Consider the following 18,421-nt stretch of genomic DNA (forward strand, 5'->3'; position numbering starts at 1 on the left):
CCCCGTGCCGCCGATCGTCTTCTCGCACGGCAACAGCTTTCCCGCGAGCACCTACCGCGTCGTCCTCGACAGCCTGCGCAACCGCGGCTTCGAGGTCGATGCCATCGAGAAATTCGGGCACGACCCGAAGTACCCCGTCACCGACAACTGGCCGCACCTGGTCGAGCAGCTGGCCGCCTTCGCGCGGCCGCGCGCCGAACGCGCGGGCGGGCCGGTGTTCCTGGTCGGCCATTCGCTCGGCGGCTTCCTGAGCCTGATGTGCGCCGCGCGGCATCCCGAGCTGGCGCGCGGCGTGGTGCTGGTCGACTCGCCGATCCTCGGCGGCTGGCGCGCCAACACGCTCAACATGGTGAAGCGCACGCCGCTCATGAAGAGCATCTCGCCGGGCGCGATCAGCCGCCGGCGCCGCAACAGCTGGGAGCACCGCGAGGCGGTGTTCGAGCATTTCCGCAGCAAGAAGGCCTTCGCCAAGTGGGACGAGCAGGTGCTGCACGACTACATCGACCACGGCACCTTCGATAGCGAGGACACGCGCGCGCTGAGCTTCGACCGCGACGTCGAGACCGCCATCTACAACACGCTGCCGCACAACCTCGGCGCGCTGCTGCGCAGCCATCCGCTCAAGTGCAAGGCGGCCTTCATCGGCGGGCGCCAGTCGGCCGAGATGAAGCGCGTGGGCATGGCGATGACGCAGCAGGTGACCAAGGGCCGCATCGCGATGCTCGACGGCACGCACCTGTTCCCGATGGAGAAGCCGCTGGCCACGGCGGCCGCGATCGAGGCGGCGCTGCGCAACCTGATGGGCTGACAGGGCCTCAGCGGAAGCGCGCCCGGTAATCGAGCGGCGGCACCCCGAAGCGCCGCTGGAACGCGCGCCGCATGATCTCCTCCGACCCGAAACCGCAGCGCTGCGCCACCGCCTTGATGCTGGCGCCCGACGACTCGAGCAGCCGCGTCGCGCGGTCCAGCCGCATGCGTTCGACCGCATGCGCGGGCGTGACGCCGGTGCGCTGCAGGTAGAAGCGCGCGAAGGTGCGCGGCGCCATCGCCATGCGGTCGGCCAGCCGCGCCACGTCGAGCGTCTCGTGCAGGTGCTCGTCGATCCAGCCATGCAGCGACTCGATGCGCGGGTCCTCGGCCTCCTGCGCGAGCAGCGCGCTGCTGAACTGCGACTGCCCGCCCGGGCGCTTGTAGAACACCACCAGCTTCTTCGCCACGCCGATGGCGATCGCGCGGCCGAGATCGGCCTCGACCATGCCCAGCGCCATGTCGATGCCGGCCGTGACGCCGGCCGAGGTCCAGCGGCGGCCGTCGCGGAAATAGATCGCGTCGCGCTGCACCTCGATGCGCGGAAAGGCGGTGCTCAGCGCGTCGCAGGCGCCCCAGTGGGTGGCGGCGCGGCAGCCGTCGAGCAGGCCCGCGCGGCCCAGCACGAAGGCGCCGGTGCAGACCGAGGCGACGCGGTCGAAGCGCGCGCCATGGCGGCGCAGCCAGGCCTCGGCGGCTTCGGTGCCGCCACCGCCGAGCTGCGTCGAAGGGTTCCAGGCGGCCGGGCCGCCGGGCGCGACCACGGTGCTGGTGCCCGCCTCGGCATGGCGCACGCGCGCGGGCCAGGCCTCGGCCTGCACCGCGAGCCCGCTCGAACTCGCCACCGGCCCCGCCTGCGCGGCCAGCACGCGCGTGCGGTAGACCGGCGCGCGGCCCGCGAGCCGCAGCTCGTCGTTGGCGGTGGCGAACACCTGCAGCGGACCCGACACGTCGAGCAGCTGGAAGCGCTCGAACACCACGAACCAGACGGGCAGGATCGACATGGAGACGTTGCCTTCGCGAAAGAGAAAGACGCAGCAGAACCGAAGCCGGCGGGCCGCGCCAGGGCTGGCAGGAATGATGGGGCAATTGTCTCGAATGCCAGCCCGCCGCTTCCTAGACTGGGCCGATCCCCAACCTGGACCACCTGGAGTCTCCCCATGAAGATCGGCATGCTCGTCTTTCCCGACATCACCGCGACCGACTACGTCGCGCCCGCGGACCTGCTGGTGCGCATTCCCGGCGCCAGCCTCTCGCTGGTGTGGAAGCACACCGACCCGATCCGCACCGAGCTCGGCTGGGAGTTCCGCGCCACGCGGGCGATGGCCGACTGCCCGCAGTTCGACATGCTCGTGGTGCCCGGCGGCCCCGGCGTCGCGGCGCTGTTCGAGGACCGCGAGACGGTCGACTTCCTCGCGCGCCAGGGCCGCGGCGCGCACTGGGTGGTCGGCATCTGCACCGGCCCGCTGCTGCTGGGCGTGGCCGGCCTGCTCGAGGGCTACGAGGCCACCTGCCACTGGGCCTCGCACGAACTGCTGGCGATGGTCGGCGCGACGCCGCGCGACCAGCGCGTGGTGGTCGACCGCAACCGCATCACCGGCGCCGGCGTGACCTCGGGCATCGACTGCGCGCTGCGCGCGATCGCGCAGGCCACCGACGACGACACGGCGCGCGCGATCCAGCTGTTCGCCGAATACGACCCGCAGCCGCCGTTCGACAGCGGCGCGCCGGCCAAGGCGCCGGCCCACATCGTCGAGGCGGCGCGCGCGCGCGTGGCCGGCGTGGTGGCCGAGCGGCGCGCGATCCTGGCGCGCATCGGGCGCACGGCCCCGGTGACCGCCTGAAGCGAGGGAGGACGACATGACCACGTCCCTGCCCCGCCGCTCGGCACTGGCCCTCGGCGCCGGCCTGCTGGCCGCGCCCTTCCTGCGTGCGCGGGCCGAAGGCAACCCGATCCGCATCCTCGTCGGCTACGCGGCCGGCGGCCCGGCCGACATCGCCGCGCGCATCGTGGCCGAGAAGCTCGCACTGCAGCTGCAGCAGCCGGTGGTGGTCGACAACCGGCCCGGCGCCGGCGGCCAGCTCGCGGCGATCGCGCTCAAGGCCGCGCCGGCCGACGGCTCGGTGCTGATGCTGACCAACACCCACACGGTGGCGACGGTGCCGCTGACGGTGAAGAACCCGGGCTTCTCGACCACGCGCGACTTCCGGCCCGTGGGCAGCGTCGCCACCTTCGAGCTGGCGCTCGCGACGAATCCCGCGACCACCAACGCCTCGAACCTCGCGGCCTTCGGGCGCTGGCTGGCCACGCACCGCGGCGACGCCGCCATCGGCGTGCCGGCCGCGGCCAGCGCGCCCGAGTTCATGGCGAGCCGGATCGCGCGCCACTTCCAGGTCGAGAGCCTGCCCGTGCCCTACAAGGGCTCGGCGCCGATGCTGCCCGACCTGCTCGGCGGCACGCTGCACGGCGCGATCACCAGCGTGTCGGACTTCCTGCCCTACCACCGCAACGGCCGGCTGCGCATCCTCGCGTCGACGCGGCGCACGCCGCTGCTGCCCGAGGTGCCCTCGTTCGAGGAGGCAGGCCTGCCCGGCATGGAGCTCACCGAGCTGCTGGGCCTCTACGCGGGCGCCGGCGTGCCCGAGGCCACGGTGGCGCGCTACAACGCCGCGCTGGCGCAGGTGCTCGCGCAGCCCGAGGTGGTCGAGAAGTTCAGGGGCCTCGACATGACGACCGTGCCCGGCACGCCGGCCGACCAGGGCGAGCGGCTCGCGAAGATCGACCGCATGCTCGGGCAGCTCGTGAAGGATTCGGGCTTCAGGCTCTGAGTCAGACCTCGGCGGGCTCGCAGCGCACCGCGTCGCCCGCGCGCAAGGGGCCGCCCGCGAGCACGCGCGCGGTCAGCCCGCCATGGCCGCGCATCGCGTTGTAGCCGCCTGGGCCCAGCAGCTCCTCCATGCGCGAGCAGGGCTCGCACGGGCCCGTGATCTCGAGCCGCACCGTGTCGCCGAGCCGCAGCACCAGCGGCTGGTCGCGGAACAGCGAGCGCGCGGCGATCAGGTTCAGGCCCGACACCACAAGGTTGCGCCGCAGCAGCGCGGCGTCGACGGCCGCATGGCCGGCCAGCGCGGCGATCGCGCTCAGGTGCTCGGCCTGGATCAGCGTGACCTGGCGCTTGCCGCCGGGCCGGGCCGCGCTCGCGCGGTCGCCTTCCAGTCCCAGGCCCGCGAGCGCCCGCGCGCCCTCGACGGCCTGCACCGGCTGGCGCCGCGCGGGTCGCAGGTAGACGGCCTCGAGGCGGCCGGCGCGCGGAAACTGGCGCATGAGTTCGCGAAGGTCGGGCATGCGCGCGATTGTCCGTGGCTCCCGGCGGACGCCAGGAAAACCACGACGGCGATACAAATTGCAATAACTGGCGACAATCCAGGGAAAACGCCCGCCGCCATGTCCACGCCTCTTCCGGAAACCCCAGAACCCGTGTCGCTGACCCCCGCGCTGGTGGTCGAGGACGATCCGGCCATGCAGCAGCGGCTGGCCCATGTGCTCGGCACGCTGGGCTGCACCGCGCCGCAGATCGCCTGGGCCGACAGCGTGGCCTCGGCGCAGGCGCTGCTGGCCGGACGCAGCTTCGGCGTGGCGCTGGTCGACATCGGGTTGCCCGACGGCAGCGGCGTCGACCTGATCGGCTGGCTGCGCGCGCACCATCCGCGGCTGCCGGCCGTGGTGATCTCGGCCTACCGCACCGAGGAAACCATCTTCGCGGCGCTGCGCGCGGGCGCCATCGGCTACCTGCTGAAGGAACGCGACGACCTCGAGCTCGGCATCGCGCTGCGCAGCATCGCGCAGGGCGGCGCGCCGATCGATCCCGCGATCGCGCGGCGCATCCTGGGCTGGCTCACGCTCCAGCCGAGCGCGCTGCCGGCATCGCTGCCGGTCCCGGCCATGACCGCCGACACCCAGCCGGGCGAGCTGCTGCCCGCCTCGGCGGGGGCCTCGTCTGCGCTGCTGAGCCGGCGCGAGCACCGCATCCTCGAACTGGTGTCGCAAGGCCTCAGCAACCGCGACATGGCCGAAATGCTCTCGATCTCCCGATTGACCGTGGAATGCCACACCAAGAACATCTACCGCAAGCTGGCCGTCGGATCGCGCACCGAGGCGGTGTACCAGGCGCGGCTGCACGGGCTGCTGCGCTGAGCTTCCTGCGCCGCCTGGCCGCGGCGCTGGCGCTGCTGCTGTGCGCGCACGGCGCACTGGCCCAGGACTTCCCCGCGCTGCGCATCGAGGCCGTGCGCGCCGCCGGCTGGAACGACACCCGTCCGCCCGAGGACGGCTGGGAGCCGGTCGCCGCCCTGCCCGACAACTGGGCCGACCGCTGGAGCGGCTTCGACGGCGTGGCCTGGTACCGGCTGCGCTGGGAACAGCCCGCCGAGCCGCGCGAAACCGGCCTGCTGCTGCACTACCTCAACATGGCCGGCGCCGTGTACCTCAACGGCACGCCGATCTCGCGCGACGCCAGCCTGGTCGAGCCGCTCACGCGGGCCTGGAACACGCCGCGCTACTGGCTGCTGGCACCGCCGCTGCTGCGCACGGGCACCAACACCTTGCTGGTGCGCGTCTCCGGGCTCGCGGTCTACCAGGCCGGGCTCGGGCCCGTCGTGGTCGGACCGCCGGCCGTGCTGCAGGCCACCTACGAACGCGAGCGCGTGGTGCGGCGCGACCTGCAGGTGCTGGGCCTCGCGGTCAGCGCGGCGGTGTCGGCCTTCTTCGCGGCGCTGTGGCTGCTGCGGCGGCGCGAGACCGCCTACGGCTGGTTCGCGCTGATGTCCATGCTGTGGCTGCTGTTCGGCTACAACCAGATCGCCACCAGCCCCTGGCCCTTCGCCACCACCTCGGCCTGGCAGGCGCTCAACACCTCGCTGCTGCTGGTCTTCAGCACCGCCTACGCGGTGTTCGCGCTGCGCTTCTGCGAGCGCCGCATGCCGCTGCTCGAGGGCGCCTCGCTGCTGGCGGCGGCGATCGGCGTGCTCGACCTGTGGCTGGCCGCGCCCGCGGCGCTGCCGCTGCACCGCGCGGTGTGGACGCTGGTGGGCGGGCTCACGATCATCGTGGTCAACAGCGCCGCCATCGTCCACGCCTGGCGCCACCGCGGCAGCCCGATGCGTTCGCTCGCGCCCTTCATGGCGGTGTCGGGACTCACGGGCGCGCACGACCTGCTGGTGTTCACCCAGGTGATCGACAGCAACACCTACTACACGACCATGTCGTCCTACGCGCTGCTGCTGGGCATGGCGCTGACGCAGGCCGGGCGCTTCGTGCAGAGCCTGCGCCGGATCGAGAACTTCAACACCGAGCTGATCCAGGAGGTGAACGCCGCCAAGGACGAGCTCGCGGCCACGCTGTCGCAGCGCCATGCGCTGGAACTCGCGCATGCGCGCATCGGCGAGCGCGTGAACCTCGCGAGCGACCTGCACGACGGCCTGGGCGGCATGCTGGTGGGCAGCATCGCGACGCTGGAGCGCACGCCCGAGCACCTGAGCGCACCTCAGCTGCTGGCCATGCTCAAGCGGCTGCGCGACGACCTGCGGCTGATCATCGACACCAACGGCCGCGACGACGGCGCGCACGCGCTCGCGGACCTGGTCGCGCCGCTGCGGCACCGGCTCACGCAACTGCTCGAGGCCAACGGCATCGAATGCCGCTGGCGCGTGGAAGGCCTGCAGGCGCTGACGCTCGCGCCCTCGCAGAACCTCGACCTGCTGCGTTTTTTGCAGGAGGCGCTGACCAACGTGCTGCGCCACAGCGGCGCGCGGCGGGTCGACGTGTCGCTGGTGGAAGAGAACGGCCAGCTGCGGCTGGAGGTGCGCGACGACGGCCGCGGCTTCGAGCCCGAGGCGCCGCCGCGGCCCGAGGGCACCGGCCTGCGCAGCCTGCGCACGCGGGCGCGGCGGCTGGGCGGGGCCTTCGAGATCGCCTCGGCGCCGGGCGCCACCCGCGTCGGGCTGCGGATGCCGGTCGGCGCCGTCTGAGACGACAGGCTAGGGCCTCACTCGGCCCAGACGATCCAGCCCTGCCAGGCGGTGACGAGGATCAGGATGCCGAAGGCGATGCGATACCAGGCGAAGGGAACGAAGCTGTGCGAGCTGATGTAGCGCAGCAGCCAGCGCACGCACAGCCAGGCACTGAGGAACGAGAACAGCAGGCCGACGGCGAACAGCGGGATGTCGGCCACCGACAGCAGCGAGCGCACCTTGTAGAGGCTGTAGACGCCGGCGCCGATCAGCGTCGGGATCGCGAGGAAGAACGAGAAGTCGGTGGCCGCCTGGCGCGACAGCCCCAGCAGCATGCCGCCGATGATGGTGGAGCCGCTGCGGCTGGTGCCCGGCACCATCGCGAAGCACTGCACCAGGCCGACCTTGAGGGCGTCCCAGGGCGTCATGTCGTCGACGTTCTCGACCCGCACCGAGCCCGGCGGCCGCTTCTCGGCCCACAGGATGATGAAGCCGCCGATGATGAAGGTGCTGGCCACCACGGCCGGCGTGAACAGGTGTTCCTTGATCACCTTGCCGAACAGCAGGCCCAGCACCACCGCGGGCAGGAAGCCGATCAGCACGTTGAGCGCGAAGCGCTGCGCCTTGGCCTGGCGCGGCAGCGCCACCACGGTCGAGCGGATCTTCTGCCAATAGACCATGATCACCGCGAAGATCGCGCCGGTCTGGATCGCGATCTCGAACACCTTGCCGCGCTCGTCGTCGAAGCCGCCGAGCAGCGAGCCCGCAAGAATCAGGTGGCCGGTCGACGAGATCGGCAGAAATTCGGTCAGCCCCTCCACGATGCCCATGACGGCGGCCTTGACCAGCAGAACGATATCCAACGCGTACTCCTTGAAAGAGCGGCAATTATCGCGAGGGAGCCGGTCAGGTCCGGTTCAGGCTCCGCGGGCCGCCGCCGTGGCCCGTTCACCCATCTTCGTATCGTTCTATGACATACCTAGTTTGGGGGATGGCGCCGACCGCCGGGCGCGGTCACAGTCCCATCGCGCCGGCGTCCCGCGCCGACGGCCAACCGAAGGACATTGCATGCTCGCCCCCGCGCCCGAGCGCGAAAAAGACGCCCACGAACTGCTGCTGTGCCTCGAGGAGCATGCGTCGACCGCCGACGATTACGCCGCGCATGCGCGCCACGGTGCGCGCCGCCGCGAGACCGACCGGCAGGCGGCCCTGTCCCGCGCCACCCGCGCCACGGGTGCCTCGACCGGCGAACTGGAACGGCTCGCGCGCTGCCTGGGCGAGATCGACCGCCGCGGCCGCGGCGCCACGCTGGTCGCCGAAGGCCAGGTCGCGGCCGACCGGATGTCGCAGCGCATGCAGCCGCTGGACCTGGAAGACGGGCACATGGCCTGGCAGACGGCCGGTGCGGCCGAATACATCGAGCGCGGCCTGACGCAGGCGCTCGACCCCGCCCACGACCGCAAGTGGTATGTGCGCTGGCAGCTCTGGAGCTTCCTGCTCGGCGGCGCCGACGCCGCCCCCGCGCTCGCGCTGCAGGGCCTGGCGCTGCGGCCCTGCGCGCCGCGCGACCCGCAGGCCGACCTCACGGCGCGCGCGCGCCGCATCCTCGAGAGCTGGCGCCGCACCTCGGGCCCCTGCTTCTGGAGCGCGATGGAGGACTGCGTACGGCAGCAGGGCTTCTCGCTCGAAACCCAGGCCTACCTGATGCACGCGGTGGCGACGCTGTTCGACGGCGATGCGATGAAGCTCTCGAATGCCGAGTGCGAACGCCTCAACGAACTGCTGGTCGAGACCTACTGCGATGCGCTGGGCACCAGCGGCACCATGCCTTCGGCCGAGATCTACCGCCGCCTGGCCGAGGGCCTGCAGGCCGCGGACCGCGCGACCGGACGCCCGCGCACGCTCGGGCGCAGCGACGCGGCGCAGCTCGCCGCCACCGCGATCTACACGCTGCTGCGCGGCGACCGTTCAGCCTGAGGTGCGCCGGCGCAGCGCGCGCACCGCGCTGTCGACCGTGGTCAGCACCGGCAGCCCCGAGGCGCTCTCGCAGGCCGCGCGTGCGCGCGCCATGCTGAACTGCGCGAGCGCGATGTGGCTGCAGCCCTGCGCGCGCAAGGCCTCGGCCTGCTTGGCGATCAACGCATCGTGCCGCGCCCCGTCGCCCGCATTCAGCGCCTCGAGCGCCCCTTCGGCGAGTGCCGGCACCAGCGCGACGCCGGCCGGGAATTCGGGCGGCATCGAGGCCAGCGTGGGCGCGAAGCTGGCGATCAGCCCGAGCCGCGCGCCGGGGCCGGCCTCGCGCAGTGCCTGCACCGCCTCTTCCACCATCGCCTCGTTGGGCTTGAGCACCGGCAGCGGCGCATGGCGCCGCGCCACCGCCTCGATGCAGGAACCGAAGGCCGAGCAGGTGAAGAGGATGCCCTCGGCGCCGGTGTCGACCGCGTACTGCGCGAGCCGCTGGAAGCGCTCGTGCATGGCCGCGTCGAGCCCGCGCCCGCCGCGCGCGAGATCGGCCGACAGGCTGTCGTCGAGCAGGTTCATGCGCAGCGCCTGCGGCCAGTCGCGCGCGAAGGCGTCGTTGATGGGTGCAACCGAATGCGCGAGCGCGTGGATCAGGGCGATGCGGGTCATGGGAACGCGATGCGGCTCAGATGCCCTTCGACGAGGGATTGGCGAAGGCGTCCTTCGTCTCGGCGTTGAGCGGGTAGTTGATGTTGATGCCCTTGGGCGGAATGGGCGAGGTGAACCACTTGCCGTAGAGAGTCTCCATCTCGCCGGACTTCATCATGCCCGAGACCACGCGGTCGACGATGGCCTTGAAGGCCGGATCGTCCTTGCGGAACATCAGCGACTGGTTCTCGGTGCGCAGGCTCTCGCCGGTGATCACGAAATCCTTCGGGTTGCGCGCGTTCGCGAGCTGGCCGGCCAGCAGGATGTCGTCGAGCACGAAGGCCTGCGCGCGGCCGCTCTCCACCAGCAGGAAGGAGTCGCTGTGGTCCTTGCCGCCGAGGCTCGTGACCTCGAGGTTGCGGCCCTTGTCGGCTTCGCGCAGCAGCCGGAACGAGGTGGTGCCGGTGGTGGTCACCACGGTCTTGCCCTGCAGGTCGGCGATGCTCTTGATGCCCGAATCGGCCTTCACGAGCATGCGCACGTTGTAGCGGAAGATGTCGGGCGAGAAGGCCACCAGCTTCTGGCGCTCGACCAGGTTGGTGGTGGAGCCGCACTCGATGTCGACCGTGCCGTTCTGCACCAGCGGGATGCGGTTGGCCGAGGTCACGGCCTGGTAGCGGATCTCGATCGCCGGCATTTTGAGTTCGCTCTTCAGCGCTTCCACGATGCGCTTGCAGATCTCGATGCTGTAGCCGATCGGCTTGAGGTTGGCGTCGAGGTACGAGAAGCCGAACGAGGATTCGCGGTAGCCGAAGGTGATGGCGCCGCTGGCCTTGATCTTGGCGAGGGTGTCGCTCTCCTGCGCGCTCGCGCAGAGCGCCGGCAGCACGAGGGCGGCAGCGAGCAGGAAGGAAAACGGCAGGCGTGGCTTGGGCATGGAGGTGCTCCTCGAGGCGGTGGGTGAAAGAAAAAGGGAAGGAAGAAGCGCGGACTCAGCCCGCGGCGCGGCGCGTGACCGCGTCGATGGCATCGGCGAGACGCGCGACGATCTCGCGCAGTTCGTCGCGCGTGGCGACGAAGGGCGGCGCGAGCAGCACGTGGTCGCCCTGGCGGCCGTCGACCGTGCCGCCGAAGGGATAGCACAGCAGCCCGCGCGCCATCGCCTCCTTCTTGACGGCCGCATGCAGCTTGAGTGCGGGATCGAAGGGCGTCTTGCCCGCGCGCTCGGCCACCAGCTCGAGGCCCCAAAAGAAGCCGCGGCCGCGGATGTCGCCCACGTGCGGATGCGCGCCGAGCGCCTCGGCCAGCATCGCGCCGAAGGCCGTGCCGTCCTCGCGCACCTTCGCGACCAGGCCTTCGCGCCGTATCGTCTGCTGCACCGCGAGCGCGGCCGCGCAGGCCATCGGATGGCCGAGGTAGGTGTGGCCATGCTGGAAGAAGCCGCTGCCCTGCGACATCGCCTCGACCACCCGGCGCTGCGCGAGCACCGCGCCCACCGGCTGGTAGCCGCCGCCCAGGCCCTTGGCGATGGTCATCAGGTCGGGCACCACGCCTTCCTGCTCGCAGGCATGCAAGGTGCCGGTGCGGCCCATGCCGCACATCACCTCGTCGAGGATCAGCAGCACGCCGTACCTGTCGCAGACCGCGCGCACCGCCTGGAAGTAGCCGGGCACCGGCACCAGCACGCCCGCGGTGGCGCCGCCCACGGTCTCGGCGACGAAGGCGATCACGCGGTCGGCGCCCTGCGCGAGGATCGCGGCCTCGAGCTCGTTCGCGAGCCGCTGGCCGTACTGCGCGGGGCTCTCGTCGGCGCGCTGCTCGCGGTAGGGATAGCAGGGCGACACATGCGTGGCCGGCACCAGGATCGGCGCGAAGGGCTCGCGCCGCCAGGCATTGCCGCCGACCGCGAGCGCGCCCAGCGTGTTGCCGTGGTAGCTCTGCCGCCGCGCGATGAAGTGGGTGCGCTGCGGCTGGCCGATCTCCACGAAGTACTGGCGCGCCATCTTGAGCGCCGCCTCCACCGCCTCGGAACCGCCGCTCACGAGGTAGGCATGGCTCATGCCTTCGGGCGCCGCGCCGATCAGCTCGTCGGCCAGGCGCTCGGCCACCTCGCTGGTGAAGAAGCTGGTGTGGGCATAGGCCAGCCGGTCGATCTGCGCATGCATCGCGGCCAGCACCTCGGGATGCGCGTGGCCCAGCGAGGACACGGCCGCGCCGCCCGAGGCATCGAGGTATTCGCGGCCCTCGGCGTCGCGGATGTAGAGGCCATGCGAGCCCGTGGCGACGGGCGGGGTCTGGCGGAGATGGCGATGGAAGACGTGCGTCATGGCGTGGAGACCGGCGGATGGAATTTGGAACCAACGTTTCGGGTGAATTATTTCTTGGAACATTTGTTCCGTCAACCGTTCCACTCGCTTCACCCGTTCCAGCCCCGGCCCGGAACGCCGGGCGCGCCTCCGGTACATTCGTTCCAACGCCAGAGACAACGAGGAACGCCGCCATGGGCGCCAGAGACCAGATCCGCCAGCGCTTCGACGACCTGAGCCCCGCGCTGCAGCAGGTGGCGCGCTACGTGCTCGACCATCCGAACGAGGTGGTCACGGGCTCGATGCGCAACATCGGCACGCGCGCGCAGAGCACGCCCGCCACGCTGGTGCGCTTCGCCCAGACGCTGGGCTTCGACGGCTGGCCGCAGCTCAAGGCCGCCTTCGCCGCCGACATGGGCCTGGGCGCCGAGGCCTACGGCGCGCGCGCCCAGCAGCTCGTGGGCCGCGCGCGCGACCGCGGCCTGACCGGCGAGATGTTCGAGGTGCAGCGGCGCAACCTCGAGACCACGCAGCAGCAGAGCGAAGCGGCGCTGCAGAAGGTCTGCGCGCTGATGGAGAAGGCGCCCGCGGTGCACGCGGCCGGCTTTCGCGCCTGCTACCCGATCGCCTTCTCCTTCGTCTACGTGTACCGGCTCTTTCGCGGCAGCGTGCACCTGGTCGACGGCCAGGGCGGCACGCTCGAGATGCAGCAGCGCGCCTTCGGGCGCGGCGACGTGGTGCTGATCGCGAGCTTCGCGCCCTACTCGCGCGAGGCGCTGCAGGTGGCCGAGGCCGCCAAGGCCGCGGGCGCCCGCATCGTGGCGCTGACCGACAGCCTCGGCTCGCCGATTTCGCTGCGCGCCGACGAGACCCTGCTGTTCACCATCCACAGCCCCTCGTTCTTTCCCTCGGTGGCCGCGGGCGTGGCCGTGGCCGAGGCGCTGGTCGAGCTGCTCGCGAGCCGCGCGGGCAAGGCCGTGATCCGGCGCATCGACCAGGCCGAGGCGCAGCTGTTCGAGTCGGGAGCCTACCTGGTGCCGCCGGTGGCGCGCGGCGGCTGAGCGCGCGGAACCACCGGCAAAGCCACGCAGTCCAACCCCGGTCGCGGTCGCGCGTCCTGCTGTCGCCGCGACAGGAGGTAAAGACCATGAAGCAAGTGAAGCATTGGCAAGACCCGGTCAACGTCGTCCTCGGCGTCTGGCTGGTCGTCTCGCCCTGGGTCCTGGGTTTCCAGGGCCATGCGCTCGCCATGTGGGGCGCGATCGTCACCGGGCTCGTGCTCGGTGCCGTGGCACTGGGGGCGACCTTCGTGCCGAAGGCCTGGGAAGAGTGGACCGAGGCCGCGCTCGCAGTCTGGCTCGCGGTGTCGCCGTGGGTGCTGGGCTTCGGCACGCTCGAGGTGGCGCTGGTCAACGCGGTGTTCGTGGCCGCGGCGATCCTGGTGCTGGCGCTGTGGGTGCTGGTGACCGACAAGGACTATCTCGGCGGCATGACGGACCGCCCGGCCCATTGAACCGCTGAAGGTCCGGCTTCGAACGCCGCCGGCCGCGAGAACACGCGCGGCGCGGCGGCGACTTCAGGGGCGCGCGCGCAGCCGCGTGCGTCCGCCACCCTTTCCCGGCCCGTACCCCACCGGCGCGTTCAGCGCGTGGCGGGCTGCGTGCCGGCGTCGGCCATCCACTCGGCGTGCCAGCCGCCGCCGAGCGCCTGGATCAGCGCGATCGCCGAGGTCTGGCGGTTGACCTGCAGCTGCACCAGCGTGCGGCGCGCATTGAGCGCGGCCACCTGCGCGGTCACGACGTCGGTGTAGTTGACCTGCGCCGCGCGGTAGCGGTTGAGCAGCTGCTGCTCGGTCTTGTCGGCCGCGGCCGAGGCCTCGCGCCGCAGCCCTTCCTGCTGCGCCAGCGTGGCGCCCGCGCTGAGCTGGTCCTCCACCGCCTGGAAGGCCGCGAGCACGGTCTGGCGGTAGCGCGCCACCGCCGCCTCGTGGCTGGCCTTGGCCGAGTCGACGTTGGCCTCGATGGCGCCCGCGTCGAACACCACCTGCGCCACCGACAGCCCGAGCGCCCACAGGGTGTTCGAGGCATTGAACAGGTCCTTGACCTTGCTCGCATTGCTCGAGACCGAGGCGTTGAGGCTGAAGTTCGGGAAGTAGGCCGCGCGCGCGATGCCGATCTGCGCATTGGCCGCGGCCACCGAGCGCTCGGCCGCCGCGATGTCGGGGCGGCGCTGCAGCAGCGTCGAGGGCACGCCGCTCGGCACGCCCGGCACGCTCGGCGTCCACTTCGCGGCCGCCAGGCTGAAGTCGGCCGGCGCCGCGCCCACGAGCACCGCGATCGCATGCTCGTAGGTGGCGCGCGTGCGCTGCAGGCCGACGCGCTCGGCGCGCGCGTTCACGAGCTGGGTCTGCGCCTGCAGCACGTCGGTCTGCGCGGCGATGCCGGCCTGGTAGCGGTTGTTGGTGATCTCGTAGGCGCGCTGGTAGCCCTCGATGGTCTCGTCGAGCAGCACCATCTCGGCATCGGCCTCGCGCAGCGAGAAGTAGTTGGTCGCGACCGCGCCCACCGCCGACAGCCGCGCGGCCGCGAGGTCGGCCTCGCTGGCCTGCGCATTGGCCTGCGCGCTGCTGACCGCCGCGCGCAGCCGGCCCCAGACGTCGGGCGACCAGTCGGCCGCGAGCGAGGCGGAGAAATTGTTCGAGGCATTGCTGTCGCCGCCGATGTTGCCGCTGCGCTTGCCGCTGCCGCTCAGCGAGACCGAGGGGAACAGCGCCGCGCGCTCGCCGCGCACCAGCGCCTGCGCCTGCGCATAGTTGGCGACCGCGGCCGCGATGTTCTGGTTCGACACCTGCACCCGGCCCGCGAGCTCGTCGAGCAACGGATCGCCGAAGAGCTTCCACCATTCGCCGCGCTCGAGCGTGTCGGCCGGCGCGGCCGGCAGCCAGCCCTCGGCGGTCTTCTGCTCCTTCCAGCCCGCGGGCGACACGGCGACGGGCACCTGGTAGGCCGGCCCGACGGCGCAGCCCGCGAGCAGCGCCGCGAGGGTCGCGGCCAGCGCGATGCGCTTCGGGAAGAAAGGGGTCTGGAACAGGGAGGCGGGCATTCTTCGGATGGCGCGTGCGGGCCGTGGTGTCTTTGTCGTTGCGGTCATGGCTGGACCTCCATCGTGCGGCTCAGGTGGCTCTCGTCGGCGCCGCGGCGGCGCAGCTTGTCGAGCAGCAGGTAGACCACCGGCGTGGTGAGCAGGGTCAGCACCTGGCTGGCGATCAGCCCGCCGATGATCGCCACGCCCAGCGGCCGGCGCAGCTCGGCGCCCTCGCCGAAGCCGATCGCCAGCGGCAACGCGCCGAGCGCGGCCGCCAGGGTGGTCATGAGGATCGGGCGGAAGCGCAGCAGGCAGGCCTCGCGCACCGCTTCCAGCGGGCTCAGGCCGCGCGAGCGCTCGGCCTCGAGCGCGAAGTCGATGATCAGGATGGCGTTCTTCTTCACGATGCCGATCAGGAGGAACACGCCGATCAGCGCGATGATGGAGAACTCCATGCGGAACATCAGCAGCGCCAGCACCGCACCCACGCCGGCCGAGGGCAGCGTCGACAGCACGGTGATCGGGTGCACCAGGCTCTCGTAGAGGATGCCCAGCACGATGTAGATGACCACCAGCGCGGCCAGGATCAGCATCGCCTGCTGGCCCTGCGACTGCTGCGCCGCGAGCGCCGTGCCCGCGAAGGAGCCGCGCACGTTGATCGGCATCGCGATGTTGGCCTCGGCCTTGGCGATGGCCTCGCGCGCATCGCCGAGGTTGGCGCCCTCGGCCAGGTTGAACGAGATCGTGGTGGCCAGTTCGCCGTCCTCGTGGCTCACCGAGGTCGCGACCGAGCGCTCGACGAACTTCGCCACCGAGGACAGCGGCACCAGCGCGGTCGGCGTGTTGCTCAGCACGTTGCCGGTGGAGGCGTTGCGCGAGCCCGCGTTGGCCGACACCGGCACCGAGGGCGTGGTGCTCGAGGCGGTCGAGGCGGTACCGGTCTTCGAGGCCGTGGCCGTGTTGGTGGTGGCCACCGAGGTCGACTGGTTGGTCGTGCCGTTGGCCGCCACCTGCGTGGTCACGGTCTGGCCCGCCACCACCGAGGTGCGCGTGGCCGGCACGTAGATGTCGCGCAGCGCGTTCGGGCTGCGCGTGTAGCGCGGCGCCCATTCCATCACCACGTGGTACTGGTTGAGCTCGGTGTAGATGGTCGCCACCTGACGCTGGCCGAAGGCGTTGTAGAGCGCGTTGTCCACCGCCTGCGAGGTCAGGCCGAGCCGGCGCGCGCTGTCGAGGTCGACCTCGGCCACCGTTTCCACGCCGTTCTGGTCCTGGTCGGTGTCGATGTCCGTGAGGTTCGGCTGCAGCCGCAGCTCGTCGGCCAGCTTGCCGGCCCAGGTGCGCAGGTCGGCCAGGTTGTCGCTCTTGAGCGTGTACTGGTAGGTGGAGTTGCTCGAGCGCCCGCCCGAGCGCACGTCCTGCACCGTGTTGAGGAACACGCGCAGGCCGGTCACCTGATTGAGCTGCGGCCGCAACCGCGCGATCACGGCCATCCCGCTCTCCGTGCGCTGGTCCACGGGCTTGAGGTTGACGAACATGAAGCCGCCGCCCGCGCGCGAGCCGCCGATGAAGCCCGTGACCGTGTCGACCGCCGGGTCGCGCCGGATGATGTCGACCACCTCGCGCAGCTTGGCCGCGAGCGCCTGCGAGGAGATGCTCTGGTCGGCGCGCAGGCCGCCGTTGAGCTGGCCGCTGTCCTGCTGCGGGAAGAAGCCCTTGGGCGCCGCGCTGAACAGGTAGACGTTGAGCCCGATCACCGCCAGCAGGATCAGCGTCACCAGTGCCTTGCTGTCGAGCGCCCAGTCGAGGCTGACCTCGTAGCGCTTGAGCACCCATTCGTAGCTGCGCTCCGACCAGCGCGCGAGCCGGCCGCGCGGCTTGCTCTTCTCGGCCTCGCCGCCGCGCTTGAGCAGCCAGGCGCACATCATCGGCGTGGTGGTCAGCGAGATGACCAGCGAGATCATCACCGCCGCCGACAGCGTGACCGCGAACTCGCGGAACAGCCGCCCGACCTGGCCGCCCATGAACAGCAGCGGAATGAACACCGCCACCAGCGACACGCTGATCGACAGCACCGTGAAGCCCACCTCCTTGGCGCCGAGCAGCGCGGCCTTCATGCGCGTCATGCCGGCCTCGATGTGGCGGCTGGTGTTCTCGAGCACCACGATCGCGTCGTCGACCACGAAGCCCGTGGCCACCGTGAGCGCCATCAGGCTCAGGTTGTTGAGGCTGAAGCCCAGCAGGTACATCACGCCGAAGGTGCCGAGCAGCGCGACCACCGTGGCCACGGCGGGCACCACCGTGGCGCGCGCGCTGCGCAGGAACAGGCTGACCACCAGCACCACCAGCAGCACCGAGGCCACCAGCGTGAACTCGACCTCGTGCAGCGAGGCACGGATCGAGCTGGTGCTGTCGGAGGCCACGCGCAGCTCGACGTCGGGCGGCAGCTGAGACTGCAGTTCGGGCAGCAGCGCGCGCACGCCGTCGACCGTCTCGATGATGTTGGCCGAGGGCTGGCGCGTGATCAGCACGATCACCGCCGGTTCGCCGTTGAACAGGCCCAGCGTGCGCGTGTCCTCGACGCCGTCGTAGACCTCGGCCACATCGGCCAGCCGCACCGCCGCGCCGTTGCGCCAGGCCACCAGCATGGTGGCGTAGTCGCTCGCGCGCAGCGCCGGCGTCTGGGTATAGACCTGCAGCTTGCGCCCTTCGCCCTGCACCATGCCCTTGGGCCGGTTCGCGTTCGAGGCCTGGATCGCGGCACGCACGTCCTCGGTGCTGATGCCGTAGCGGTTGAGCGCGAACGGCAGCAGCTCGATGCGCACGGCCGGCAGCGACCCGCCGCCGATCTCCACGTCGCCCACGCCGTCGACCTGCGACAGCCGCTGGCTCACGATGTTCGACACGGCGTCGTAGATCTGGCCCGGGGTCTTGGTCTTGGAGGTCAGCGCCAGGATGATGACCGGCGACGAGGCGGGGTTGGCCTTGCGGTAGGTCGGGTTGCTGCGCAGGGTGGCGGGCAGGTCGACGCGGCTCGCGTTGATCGCGGCCTGCACCTCGCGCGCGGCGCCGTCGATGTTGCGGCTGAGGTCGAACTGCAGGGTGACGCGGGTGGAGCCGACCGAGCTGGTCGAGGTCATCTCGTTGACGCCGGCGATGGTGCCCAGGTGGCGTTCGAGGGGCGTGGCGACGCTCGTGGCCATGGTCTCGGGGCTGGCGCCCGGGATGGAGGCGCGGACCGAGATGACGGGGTAGTCGACTTGCGGTAGGGGGGAGACCGGGAGGACGAAGAAGGCTGCGATGCCTGCCAGGGCCACGCCTATGGTCAGGAGGACTGTGCCTATGGGGCGGCGGACGAAGGGGCGGGAGAGGTTCATCTCTTGCCTCCTTCTTTGATTCCCTGCTTAGGCGTGTTGGCTTGCTGCCGGTCTGCCTCTTGCAGAGGGCGTAGGCCGGGTCTCGCCCCGGCGGGCGACTCACTTTCTTTGTCTCGCCAAAGAAAGTAAGCAAAGAAAGGCGACCCCACTGTCTGCGACCCGCAGCGAAGCTGCGGGCAACCTGCGGTGCTCGCGTTTCGCGGGGTCTCGCAGAACTCGCTTCGCTCA

16 protein-coding genes are annotated in these 18,421 nt (G+C 71.3%); 8 read left to right on the top strand and 8 right to left on the bottom strand.

The window, feature by feature from the left end; all coding sequences use genetic code 11:
• Positions 1-4 precede the first annotated feature (4 nt).
• Positions 5-808 (top strand): alpha/beta hydrolase, encoded by an 804-nt coding sequence (locus tag ACODT0_RS36240; protein WP_489043465.1) that lies wholly within the window; start codon positions 5-7, stop codon positions 806-808.
• A gap of 7 nt (positions 809-815) precedes the next feature.
• Here the strand turns inward: ACODT0_RS36240 and ACODT0_RS36245 are convergent, their stop codons facing one another.
• Positions 816-1,811, bottom strand: a complete 996-nt coding sequence (locus ACODT0_RS36245; protein WP_296729977.1) for a GlxA family transcriptional regulator — start codon at positions 1,809-1,811, stop codon at positions 816-818.
• Between the two features lie 156 nt (positions 1,812-1,967).
• Here ACODT0_RS36245 and ACODT0_RS36250 point away from each other — a divergent pair, with 156 nt between their 5' ends.
• Positions 1,968-2,651: a DJ-1/PfpI family protein gene (locus ACODT0_RS36250; RefSeq protein ID WP_296729976.1), complete on the top strand. Its 684-nt coding sequence runs from the start codon at positions 1,968-1,970 to the stop codon at positions 2,649-2,651.
• A 16-nt stretch (positions 2,652-2,667) separates the two neighbouring features.
• Positions 2,668-3,636, top strand: a complete 969-nt coding sequence (locus ACODT0_RS36255) for a tripartite tricarboxylate transporter substrate-binding protein (RefSeq protein ID WP_489043466.1) — start codon at positions 2,668-2,670, stop codon at positions 3,634-3,636.
• Position 3,637: 1 nt separating this feature from the next.
• Here ACODT0_RS36255 and ACODT0_RS36260 read toward each other — a convergent pair whose 3' ends face one another.
• Entirely contained in the window at positions 3,638-4,153 is a 516-nt protein-coding gene (locus ACODT0_RS36260; protein ID WP_057592834.1) for an MOSC domain-containing protein, read from the bottom strand.
• A 99-nt stretch (positions 4,154-4,252) separates the two neighbouring features.
• Between ACODT0_RS36260 and ACODT0_RS36265 the strand changes: the two genes are divergently transcribed.
• Together ACODT0_RS36265 and ACODT0_RS36270 are read left to right on the top strand one after the other, a co-directional pair.
• Positions 4,253-5,002 carry a response regulator transcription factor gene (locus ACODT0_RS36265; protein WP_489043467.1) on the top strand — a complete coding sequence of 250 codons (750 nt, stop codon included), beginning with the start codon at positions 4,253-4,255 and terminating at the stop codon, positions 5,000-5,002.
• Positions 4,912-6,834: a sensor histidine kinase gene (locus ACODT0_RS36270; RefSeq protein WP_479670386.1), complete on the top strand. Its 1,923-nt coding sequence runs from the start codon at positions 4,912-4,914 to the stop codon at positions 6,832-6,834. The genes ACODT0_RS36265 and ACODT0_RS36270 overlap by 91 nt, the downstream gene beginning before the upstream one ends.
• A 17-nt stretch (positions 6,835-6,851) precedes the next feature.
• Here ACODT0_RS36270 and ACODT0_RS36275 read toward each other — a convergent pair whose 3' ends face one another.
• A complete protein-coding gene (locus ACODT0_RS36275; RefSeq protein ID WP_057592836.1) occupies positions 6,852-7,679 on the bottom strand; it encodes an undecaprenyl-diphosphate phosphatase in 828 nt (275 codons plus the stop codon).
• Positions 7,680-7,884: 205 nt separating this feature from the next.
• On the opposite strand from ACODT0_RS36275, the gene ACODT0_RS36280 reads away from it, so the two are divergent.
• Positions 7,885-8,793 carry a hypothetical protein gene (locus ACODT0_RS36280; RefSeq protein WP_057592837.1) on the top strand — a complete coding sequence of 303 codons (909 nt, stop codon included), beginning with the start codon at positions 7,885-7,887 and terminating at the stop codon, positions 8,791-8,793.
• On the opposite strand, the gene ACODT0_RS36285 is transcribed toward ACODT0_RS36280, so the two are convergent.
• From ACODT0_RS36285 to ACODT0_RS36295, 3 genes are read right to left on the bottom strand one after another with little or no spacing between them, the layout of a single operon-like run.
• On the bottom strand, positions 8,785-9,447 hold the full coding sequence (locus ACODT0_RS36285; RefSeq protein ID WP_489043468.1) for an aspartate/glutamate racemase family protein: 663 nt from the start codon (positions 9,445-9,447) through the stop codon (positions 8,785-8,787). The genes ACODT0_RS36280 and ACODT0_RS36285 overlap by 9 nt on opposite strands.
• Positions 9,448-9,463: 16 nt before the next feature.
• Positions 9,464-10,363 carry an amino acid ABC transporter substrate-binding protein gene (locus ACODT0_RS36290; protein WP_413762872.1) on the bottom strand — a complete coding sequence of 300 codons (900 nt, stop codon included), beginning with the start codon at positions 10,361-10,363 and terminating at the stop codon, positions 9,464-9,466.
• A gap of 55 nt (positions 10,364-10,418) precedes the next feature.
• Positions 10,419-11,753: an aspartate aminotransferase family protein gene (locus tag ACODT0_RS36295; protein ID WP_489043469.1), complete on the bottom strand. Its 1,335-nt coding sequence runs from the start codon at positions 11,751-11,753 to the stop codon at positions 10,419-10,421.
• 173 nt (positions 11,754-11,926) lie between these two features.
• Here ACODT0_RS36295 and ACODT0_RS36300 point away from each other — a divergent pair, with 173 nt between their 5' ends.
• Both ACODT0_RS36300 and ACODT0_RS36305 read left to right on the top strand, forming a co-directional pair.
• Positions 11,927-12,793: a MurR/RpiR family transcriptional regulator gene (locus tag ACODT0_RS36300; RefSeq protein WP_057592841.1), complete on the top strand. Its 867-nt coding sequence runs from the start codon at positions 11,927-11,929 to the stop codon at positions 12,791-12,793.
• An 86-nt stretch (positions 12,794-12,879) separates the two neighbouring features.
• Entirely contained in the window at positions 12,880-13,245 is a 366-nt protein-coding gene (locus ACODT0_RS36305) for an SPW repeat protein (protein WP_057592842.1), read from the top strand.
• Positions 13,246-13,373: 128 nt separating this feature from the next.
• On the opposite strand, the gene ACODT0_RS36310 is transcribed toward ACODT0_RS36305, so the two are convergent.
• Together ACODT0_RS36310 and ACODT0_RS36315 are read right to left on the bottom strand one after the other, a co-directional pair.
• Positions 13,374-14,834, bottom strand: coding sequence for an efflux transporter outer membrane subunit (locus tag ACODT0_RS36310; RefSeq protein ID WP_489043471.1), 1,461 nt, complete (start codon positions 14,832-14,834; stop codon positions 13,374-13,376).
• Positions 14,835-14,878: 44 nt separating this feature from the next.
• On the bottom strand, positions 14,879-18,193 hold the full coding sequence (locus ACODT0_RS36315) for an efflux RND transporter permease subunit (protein WP_489043470.1): 3,315 nt from the start codon (positions 18,191-18,193) through the stop codon (positions 14,879-14,881).
• Between the last annotated feature and the right edge of the window lie 228 nt (positions 18,194-18,421).

This window comes from Variovorax sp. FG153, from assembly GCF_057809595.1.

Coding starts and splice junctions, on each gene's coding strand:
- ACODT0_RS36255 (WP_489043466.1), top strand. CDS start 2,668: ATGACCACGTCCCTGCCCCGCCGCTCGGCACTGGCCCTCGGCGCCGGC.
- ACODT0_RS36290 (WP_413762872.1), bottom strand. CDS start 10,363: ATGCCCAAGCCACGCCTGCCGTTTTCCTTCCTGCTCGCTGCCGCCCTC.
- ACODT0_RS36245 (WP_296729977.1), bottom strand. CDS start 1,811: ATGTCGATCCTGCCCGTCTGGTTCGTGGTGTTCGAGCGCTTCCAGCTG.
- ACODT0_RS36260 (WP_057592834.1), bottom strand. CDS start 4,153: ATGCCCGACCTTCGCGAACTCATGCGCCAGTTTCCGCGCGCCGGCCGC.
- ACODT0_RS36250 (WP_296729976.1), top strand. CDS start 1,968: ATGAAGATCGGCATGCTCGTCTTTCCCGACATCACCGCGACCGACTAC.
- ACODT0_RS36270 (WP_479670386.1), top strand. CDS start 4,912: ATGCCACACCAAGAACATCTACCGCAAGCTGGCCGTCGGATCGCGCAC.
- ACODT0_RS36310 (WP_489043471.1), bottom strand. CDS start 14,834: ATGCCCGCCTCCCTGTTCCAGACCCCTTTCTTCCCGAAGCGCATCGCG.
- ACODT0_RS36295 (WP_489043469.1), bottom strand. CDS start 11,753: ATGACGCACGTCTTCCATCGCCATCTCCGCCAGACCCCGCCCGTCGCC.
- ACODT0_RS36305 (WP_057592842.1), top strand. CDS start 12,880: ATGAAGCAAGTGAAGCATTGGCAAGACCCGGTCAACGTCGTCCTCGGC.
- ACODT0_RS36280 (WP_057592837.1), top strand. CDS start 7,885: ATGCTCGCCCCCGCGCCCGAGCGCGAAAAAGACGCCCACGAACTGCTG.
- ACODT0_RS36265 (WP_489043467.1), top strand. CDS start 4,253: ATGTCCACGCCTCTTCCGGAAACCCCAGAACCCGTGTCGCTGACCCCC.
- ACODT0_RS36315 (WP_489043470.1), bottom strand. CDS start 18,193: ATGAACCTCTCCCGCCCCTTCGTCCGCCGCCCCATAGGCACAGTCCTC.
- ACODT0_RS36285 (WP_489043468.1), bottom strand. CDS start 9,447: ATGACCCGCATCGCCCTGATCCACGCGCTCGCGCATTCGGTTGCACCC.
- ACODT0_RS36300 (WP_057592841.1), top strand. CDS start 11,927: ATGGGCGCCAGAGACCAGATCCGCCAGCGCTTCGACGACCTGAGCCCC.